The sequence below is a fragment of the Paenibacillus ihuae genome, assembly GCF_001368795.1.
In the GTDB taxonomy this organism is placed as follows: domain Bacteria; phylum Bacillota; class Bacilli; order Paenibacillales; family Paenibacillaceae; genus Paenibacillus_AQ; species Paenibacillus_AQ ihuae.
The window spans coordinates 275,781-283,625 of sequence record NZ_LN831200.1; the positions used below are offsets into that span (position 1 = coordinate 275,781).

Here is a 7,845-nt window from a genome sequence, read left to right on the forward strand (position 1 = left end):
AGTTCTATGCTATTCCCTTTGCCCTGTTTTGAAAATCATGAGTATTGATGATCCCCATCAAATTTGATCGAAGCCCGGTTTTATCAGCTTCTGCGACGTCATTATGATCAAATATGATAGGCATTCCCAAAAATAAAACGCTTTCATTTATAAACAAAGGCCGCCGCCAAAGCGGCCAAGAGGAAGCTCCTAGGAGCTTTTACTCTTGGCCGATTTGTAACTGCTTGGCGGCATGCCTTCGTATTTGCGGAAAAACCTGTTGAAGCTCTGGACATTGAAGTAACCAACCTCTGCGGCAATTTGCTTAATGGTAAGCTCAGTGTCCATCAGCAGCTCTTTGGCCTTCTCAATGCGCAGCTGATTCACGAAATCTATCATACTGCTTCCGGTTTGCTCATACACGATCTTGCGCATATAGGAGTAACTGATGCCGATTTCCTTCGCCATATCCTCGAAAACAATTTCTTCCCGGTAATTTCCCTTCAAATATTGAATGATCCGCTCTCCATGGTTGGTATCACCGGCGCTTCGGTCCAGGCTCTGCATAATTTCACGGAAAAATTCATGCAAATACTCCTCCAGCTCATCAAGCGTATCCATCGCAGCCAGAATAGAGTAAATATTGCCTTTACCCATAATCATTCTTCCGGTGCCGATATGATTCTCACGGAGATGCTTGATGGTCGCACCAATCAACTGGTGATAGATGAACATGATATTATCGTATGAAATATTCTCTTCTGAGCTAATCTGGCAGCGGATGATCTGAAGCTCTTTGATAATCCCGTCCAGATTGCCTGCATCCAGGAAGTTGAGAATCCGCCGCTCACTGCTTTCAGAATCCATGTATTTGCGGCTGTTCTCCTCTTCCTCCTGCCAGTACATAATACTTCCGGCACCATTGATGATCCGCTGCTTAATCAGTTCCATCGCTTCAAACAACCGCTGGGTGACCATTTCAGGCGCATCAGCCAAATCGCTTACGCCAATCGTCACCGAATGTCCCAGCAGCTCTGATGACTGATCGCGGATCGTTTCCAGCGCCTGATGGATCTGGCCGGCGCTTTGCCCGTGCTCATCCGGGCTAAAGTTCATTACAATAACTATACATCCGTCGTTATGATAGACAGAACGGGCCAGAATTGCCGCTGGAAAAAGACTTTCGTATTTCGTATTGAGCAGATACCGGTGGTAGCTGCGTGTCTCCACATTGGTATTGCCCACATAACGTCTATACTGGTCGATGGAGACAACGGCGATTCTGTAATAAGCTTCCGGAAAAACCTCTGTGAGCCGGGGCGTAATCTCCCCGCGCAAAAGACGGTGAACGGCAAGACTGCGGGTATCCTGTTCGCGTTCCTGCAGCAGCTGGAACAGACCTTCCTCTTCCTCCTGCATTCGTTTGAACGCCAGATCCAGGAAAGCTAGTTCATTCTTATTCACCACACCCAAGTCACTTTTCGCCCGGATCGTCTGCACCAATTGCCGGAGCGGTCTGGACAGCCATGTCGCCAGAAAAACAGCAAGTACCGTTCCCAGCAAAATAATAGCACCGGTAAGCAAAATGATATTCCCCTGCATTTCACGGGATTTGCTCATCAGCTCATCCATGGAGCTCCAGCTTACATTCCACCATCCGGACACATCTGAACGGCTCCACGCATAAACCAGCCGTTTGCCGTCAAGCTCATGGAACGTATATCCTTCATTTGTTTCCTGGGTGAGCATTTCCTGGAGAAAGGGAAGTTTAAAGCCGTCCGTGAGCAGCAGCGACTTGTCATTATAGGAAATCACTTTACCGTCAGGTGCCAGAAGCAGGGTGTTATTATCCCCAACCTCTGTAGCATGCAGATAATTGCCGATCTGGCTCTCACGCATGTTGACAACAATTAAGCCGCGCGTGGTGGAAGACAGTCGGTTAAGGGGATACACATACGACACTACATTAACGCCGGAGTCCACCTTGCGGGGAACCCACACGCCGCTGATTCCTCTCCGCCCTTCAAGAGCTTCCGTAGTCCATTCAAGCGGCTCATAGTGCTCCAGCTTCGTGATACCGCTATCCGTAGAAATCACATAATCCGCACCCTCCAAGTGGAAATAGGAGGAGTATACACCGTCTACCCGGCGGTTCAGATTAAGCAGCTCTTTGAATACAGATAACGACCGGCTCACGTTGTTGTAATTAGAGTTAAGCTCACTGTAGGTATCTACACTGCGGATAGGTTCAAATATATTGGTCGCTGCCAGCCGCGACGTGTCCTGCGCCAGATTAGCAAGTGCATTCTCGTTTAATTTGCGGTTGGCATCCAGCCCGGCAAGTGTCGATTCTCCGATGGCTGCTTCTGAGTTCTCTATTATCTGTGATCCGCTGTACCAGGTCAGGATGGCGGTCGGAATGGCCATGATACAGAATAGAATCAATGCCAGCTGCAGCATCATCGGTATTTTTTTCATGTTTGATCCCCCTATGATCTCTATATAAGATTAAGTCAGGCAATTTTGAGAAACAGGATCAGCTTTTGGAGGCCAAGCTCCCTTATTCCTTGAACGACTAGTTCCGCAATCCGCAGACTGCCCCGCTCCTGAAAGTGGGTATTGTCGACAATTCCGCCCGGATGGTTCATCCATTCTCCCGGGGCGCCCCAGAGGAAGATCGACTTTGTCTCTTGCGGCCCGGCCTCTTCAAATAAGCGTTTGCTCTTCCCGGCAAGATCGATGAGCGGGACCTCTTCTTCTGCTGCGAGCTGCCTTACAGCTTCCAAGTAGTCGCCATGCGTATCCGTCAGCTTGCCGTCGGCATCGTAATACCGCCGGTGTACAGAAGTTATCAGCACCGGGATAGTCTGTTTGGCGCGTGCTCGGGCAATATACTGGCGAAGATACTCCGGATAGGTTGTGTGCGGATCTGTATGACGGGCCTCGTCCCATTTTTGATCGTTATGTCCGAATTGGATAAATAAATAATCGCCTTCCTTAATTTCTTCCATGATCGTATCCAGGCGCCCCTCCTGAATAAAGCTCTTGGAGCTTCGCCCCCCGACGGCATGATTGGCAACGGCAACATCATGTTTGAAGTAGAACTGAAGCATCTGCCCCCAGCCGGAGAACGGAAATGCCTTCTCATCGCCTGCATCCGTCACCGTAGAATCACCCGCCAGAAAAAGCGTAATCTGTTCATCCGAACGTGTGATTTCAAGCGCATTGATCCGGGGAGCGGCCCCGCCGAAGCGAAGCCTCAGCTGACCCCCGCGGACATTCACACCGAACATTTCACGGGCAGTTTGTCCGGCAACTGTACGGAAATTTTTCAGTACAAGCCTCTCCCCGTTGGTTTTCAGCGTTGTGCAGGTCGGCGCTTCCTCATCTCCGATCAGAACGGAGACAATGTAATTCCCGTCTTCCACATCCGCCAGAAACGCTGTATCAAACGGAATGATGAAATCCCCGCTGAGCGGCTCCTCCCCCCGGACATGTTCTGTGACGCGGGAAGGGTCGACAAAGCCGTACCCTTTTTCACTATTATATGTATCTGATGAAGAAACCTTGGTATATCCTGCTGCTGCATCCCCGAAGGGTCCGAAATCAAAACGCAACGTCATGTTTAATCCCCCTGTTAAGCTAAATAATGGTTTGCTAGGCAACACGAAGCAGAACGATGACTGTTTAGCCGCTACCAATAGAAGCGCTTACAATAAGTGTCTACATAATTTCATCTCATAGTTACACCGATTACTATTATTTTATCATTTAAAGAAACGTTTTATATATATGTCTAGGAATTTTTTTAGAAAAACCGAAAAATCAATGACATCACAAGCAGAAACTAACGATGCTGATCCTAAAAACATTGTAGTAAAGGCTGCGGTCATCTATTATTATCAATAACATATTTTCTATTATTTACAAGAACAGCATTGTTCTGCACCGGCACGATTAAGGTTCAGGTGCGATGCTCGTAATCCCATCTCATAATAAGGAGTTATAACGTGAAATCTATCTATTTGCTCCTGATCGTGGCGGCCCTTCTTTTAACGGGGTGTACTATCACTATAGATAACAAAAAGAATTCTGTAGACACAGTTCCGTACACAGGAAAGGCGCTGCATCTGGCCGTTGTCGGTGAAGCCCCGTCCGTTAGAGAGCAGCAGGTGAAGTTCTCGGCAATCACTTTGGAGGAGCTGCTGGGCAGCCAATCCCTGGAAGCGGACTATGATGCTGTATTCATTATGAAGGAGCATTTACCTGAAGCTGCGGATGCCCGGTATGCAAAGGTTTATAAAACCGCCGGTCTCCCGTTCTTTTTTATCGAGTCGAAGAAATCTTATATGCCGTTTGTACTTGAAGATGTTGCCTATGAGGATATTAAAGATATCAATAATGGTGTGTATGCCACAGGATATTTTAACTCTGAGGGAAAATGGGAGTTCTGGGGGACTGGGCTGCACAATGATACAATCAACAGCACCAATATCAAATCCGCCTATTCACGGGTATTCGAAGCCATCAATAATTGGCCGCAAAAATAACAAAAGCCCGGACTGTTGTCCGGGCTTTGCCGTGTTCTTGTACTAAGCCTCCACATTCACAGCCTGATCCTCAAACTCTTCAATGCTCTCATTGGAGCCGATGACAACCATAATGTCGCCTTGGCTTACATGGTCATGGGCAGTAGGTGCCACAATAATCCCATCCTGCCGGTTAAGGGCAATAATGCTGCAGCCGTACTTGCCGCGGGTATTCAGCTCTGAGAGGCTTTTTCCGTCCATGCAGGAGGGTACAGTCAGCTCGACAATTTTGTAATCCTTGGAGATTTCGATGTAATCCAGCAAATGGGGAGTCACCAGCTGATGCGCTACACGGATCCCCATATCCCGTTCAGGAAAAATAACCCGGTCCACGCCCAGCTTCGACAGCGCACGTCCGTGCAGGATCGAGATCGCCTTCGCTACTACCTGCTTGATACCCAGCTCCTTCAGCAGAATCGCCGCCAAAATGCTCCGCTCCATATTGTCACCGATGGCGACAATGCCGCAGTCGAAATTGCGTACGCCCAGGGAACGCATGATGCCCTCATCGGTAGCATCCGCCATCACCGCGTGAGTCAGCTGCCCGCTCATTTCCTCTACCCGCTCTTCCATATGGTCGATTCCGAGCACTTCATAGCCCATAGCCATCAGCTCAAGCGCCAGACTTGATCCGAAGCGGCCAAGGCCGATCACAACAAACTGCTGTGCTTTCATAGTTTCATTAACCCCTTATCCAATTATCATTTTGCCTTCCGGATACTTATACAATGCTTTACCCTGTTTCGGGCCCAGTGCATAGGCCAGTGTCAACAGACCCAGACGTCCGGCGAACATGGTCAGGCAGATCAGAATTCTGCCGGTCTCCGATAACTCCGGGGTCAGTCCCATACTGAGTCCTACGGTAGCGAAAGCTGAAGTGGTCTCAAATAAAATCATTAGGAACGGCCGTCCTTCCGTCGTTGAGAGCACCATGGAAACGGCAACGATCAGCAGCAGGGCAAGCAAGGTAATCGTCAGCGCCTTGAAGACACGTTCCTGAGCCAGCCGGTAGCGGAACAGCACAATGTCCTCACGTCCGCGCAGCATCGAGATAACCGCACCAATCATCAGTGTGAAGGTTGTTGTCTTGATCCCCCCGCCGGTCGAGCCCGGAGAAGCCCCGATGAACATCAGTATCACAATGAAAAACTGCGTAGCCTGGCGAAGACCGGCAATATCCACCGTATTGGCACCTGCCGTACGCGGCGTTACCGATTGAAAGAATGCAGCCCATATTTTACCGCCAAAGTTAAGTTGTCCGAACGTATTCGGATTACTAAACTCAAAAATAAAGACCACTACCGTTCCGATCAGGATCAGCGCTGCCGTCATCGACAGAACCACCTTGCTGTGCAGCATCAGTCTGCGGCTTTTGCGGTAATCGATCAGGTCAGCCATAACGATAAATCCGATACCCCCGGAAATAATCAGGAACATGACGACGATGTTGACTACAGGATCGCCGGCATATCCGGTCAGGCTGCGGAAGTCCCCGAAGATATCAAATCCGGCATTATTGAACATAGACACGGCATGAAAGATGCCGAAATATAAAGCGCGGCCAAAATCCATATCCGCCGCCCAGCGCAGCGTCAGCAGAACCGCACCGCCTGCTTCTATCGCCAGTGAATACACCAGCACCTTGCGGATCAGCCGTACTATGCCCTCCATTGAGCTTTGATTCATAGCTTCCTGGAGGATCAGCCGGTCCCGTAGTGAGATTTTACGTTTCAGCAGTAGTGCAAACAAGGTCGCCATCGTCATAAAGCCGAGACCTCCGACCTGAATCAGCACCAGGATGACTATTTGTCCGAATACACTGAAATAGGTACCGGTGTCCACCACTACAAGTCCGGTTACACAGGTTGCGGAAGTTGCAGTGAAAAGCGCATCTATAAATATTAGTGAATGACCAGATGCACTGGAATAGGGGAGCATTAATAGCAGTGTTCCGATCAGAATAGCCGTGGCAAAGCCAAGTACCAGAATCTGGGGCGGAGACAGCTTAAGGAATCTGAATTCCGCAAATTTAGGAAGGGGTGAAGCCAAGTTTCTCATCCTCTCGCAAGTTTCTTGTTCTTATAAGCAAATGTAATATTTATCAGATAAACATACAAATTATATACGTTATTGTCCAGCATCACAAAGCAGATTTCCGGATGTGAGGAATCTCTCTTGAAATTGTATGGTGAGTAGTGGTACACTCCAATCACATATTGTATGGTGATTACCCATACACATTACAACATGAAGCTAGTACTACATTCGGAAGGAGCACCCTATGGATCAGTCCTTTGAGCTTTTGCCGGAGCAGTTTCAAATCAATCCCTCGCTGCCGATCTACGAACAGTTTGTAGAAGCTATTCAGGGAAGAATCGTCAGCGGCATCATTCCGCCCGGCTCGCGGCTGCCTTCAGTCAGAGATCTGGCTGCGGGGAGAGGTGTCAATCCTACTACCGCGGCCAGAACCTATCAGGAGCTGGAGCGTATGGGGCTGATCGTTACCTACCGCGGACAGGGAACGTTTGTCACCAGGGAAGATGCTGTAATCGGCGAGGCCCGCAAGGTTATCATGCGCAAGGCAATAAAGGAATTTAAAGCTGCAGCGGATACACTTGGCATCTCCGCTGAGCAATTGCTGGAATTCGATAAGGAGGATTCAAATGACACCTTATAAGCTTAACACTGAAGCTGCAGAACCTGCGGCGGTAGAGTGCCGCGACCTAAAACTTAAAATCAAGAAGAAAATCATTCTGGACGATATCAGCTTCGATATTCCGCAAGGCAGCCTGACCGGTCTGCTCGGACCTAACGGTGCAGGCAAGTCCTCCCTGCTGCGCATCATCTCCGGGCTGGCGTCTCCAGATGCCGGTGCGGTGCAAATTTTCGGTAAGCCTGCAGGTGTGAAGCAGCTCGGCAATCTCTCGCTGCTGCCCGACCGCAGCAGTCTCCCCGGCTGGCTGAGCGTTAAGGAATGGCTGGAATTTGCCTGCGGGATCTACCCGGACTGGGATCAGGCCAAAGCCTGGGAACTGCAGCAGCAGCTGTCCGTTTCCGGAGAGTCACTGATCTCGGCAATGTCCCGCGGGGAGGAAGCACGGCTTCAGCTCCTGACCTGCCTGTCACGCAAGGCTCCGCTGATCATTCTGGATGAACCGTTCACCGGCGTTGATCTGATCTCCAGAGAACGGATCGCTTCGGCTGTAGTGGGTGAACTCGCTGACGGTGCACGGACCTTCCTTATCGCGACCCATGATATCCGCGAAATGGAGCTGCT

General features: G+C 49.6%; 7 protein-coding genes. 3 read left to right on the forward strand and 4 right to left on the reverse strand.

Going from position 1 to position 7,845, the window contains the following annotated elements:
- Positions 1-189: 189 nt before the first annotated feature.
- Both AQR02_RS23820 and AQR02_RS23825 read right to left on the reverse strand, forming a co-directional pair.
- Positions 190-2,457, reverse strand: coding sequence for a helix-turn-helix domain-containing protein (locus AQR02_RS23820; protein WP_054942887.1), 2,268 nt, complete (start codon positions 2,455-2,457; stop codon positions 190-192).
- Positions 2,458-2,492: 35 nt separating this feature from the next.
- The gene (locus AQR02_RS23825) at positions 2,493-3,602 is read right to left on the reverse strand and encodes a rhamnogalacturonan acetylesterase (protein WP_054942888.1); all 1,110 of its coding nucleotides are present in this window, start codon (positions 3,600-3,602) and stop codon (positions 2,493-2,495) included.
- Between the two features lie 387 nt (positions 3,603-3,989).
- Between AQR02_RS23825 and AQR02_RS23830 the strand changes: the two genes are divergently transcribed.
- Positions 3,990-4,529: a hypothetical protein gene (locus AQR02_RS23830; RefSeq protein ID WP_054942889.1), complete on the forward strand. Its 540-nt coding sequence runs from the start codon at positions 3,990-3,992 to the stop codon at positions 4,527-4,529.
- A 42-nt stretch (positions 4,530-4,571) separates the two neighbouring features.
- Here AQR02_RS23830 and AQR02_RS23835 read toward each other — a convergent pair whose 3' ends face one another.
- Both AQR02_RS23835 and AQR02_RS23840 read right to left on the reverse strand, forming a co-directional pair.
- On the reverse strand, positions 4,572-5,243 hold the full coding sequence (locus tag AQR02_RS23835; RefSeq protein ID WP_054942890.1) for a potassium channel family protein: 672 nt from the start codon (positions 5,241-5,243) through the stop codon (positions 4,572-4,574).
- A gap of 15 nt (positions 5,244-5,258) precedes the next feature.
- Complete coding sequence (locus tag AQR02_RS23840) at positions 5,259-6,617, reverse strand: TrkH family potassium uptake protein (protein ID WP_245237705.1); 1,359 nt, start codon at positions 6,615-6,617, stop codon at positions 5,259-5,261.
- 232 nt (positions 6,618-6,849) lie between these two features.
- On the opposite strand from AQR02_RS23840, the gene AQR02_RS23845 reads away from it, so the two are divergent.
- Positions 6,850-7,245, forward strand: a complete 396-nt coding sequence (locus AQR02_RS23845) for a GntR family transcriptional regulator (RefSeq protein WP_054942892.1) — start codon at positions 6,850-6,852, stop codon at positions 7,243-7,245.
- Positions 7,232-7,845, forward strand: a 614-nt coding sequence (locus AQR02_RS23850; protein WP_245237706.1) for an ATP-binding cassette domain-containing protein, incomplete at its 3' end; no start/stop codon positions are given. The genes AQR02_RS23845 and AQR02_RS23850, both read left to right, overlap by 14 nt.

Bases quoted from the DNA above. Each gene is read 5' to 3' on its own strand.
- AQR02_RS23820 (WP_054942887.1), bottom strand. From the start codon at position 2,457: ATGAAAAAAATACCGATGATGCTGCAGCTGGCATTGATTCTATTCTGT.
- AQR02_RS23825 (WP_054942888.1), bottom strand. From the start codon at position 3,602: ATGACGTTGCGTTTTGATTTCGGACCCTTCGGGGATGCAGCAGCAGGA.
- AQR02_RS23845 (WP_054942892.1), top strand. From the start codon at position 6,850: ATGGATCAGTCCTTTGAGCTTTTGCCGGAGCAGTTTCAAATCAATCCC.
- AQR02_RS23835 (WP_054942890.1), bottom strand. From the start codon at position 5,243: ATGAAAGCACAGCAGTTTGTTGTGATCGGCCTTGGCCGCTTCGGATCA.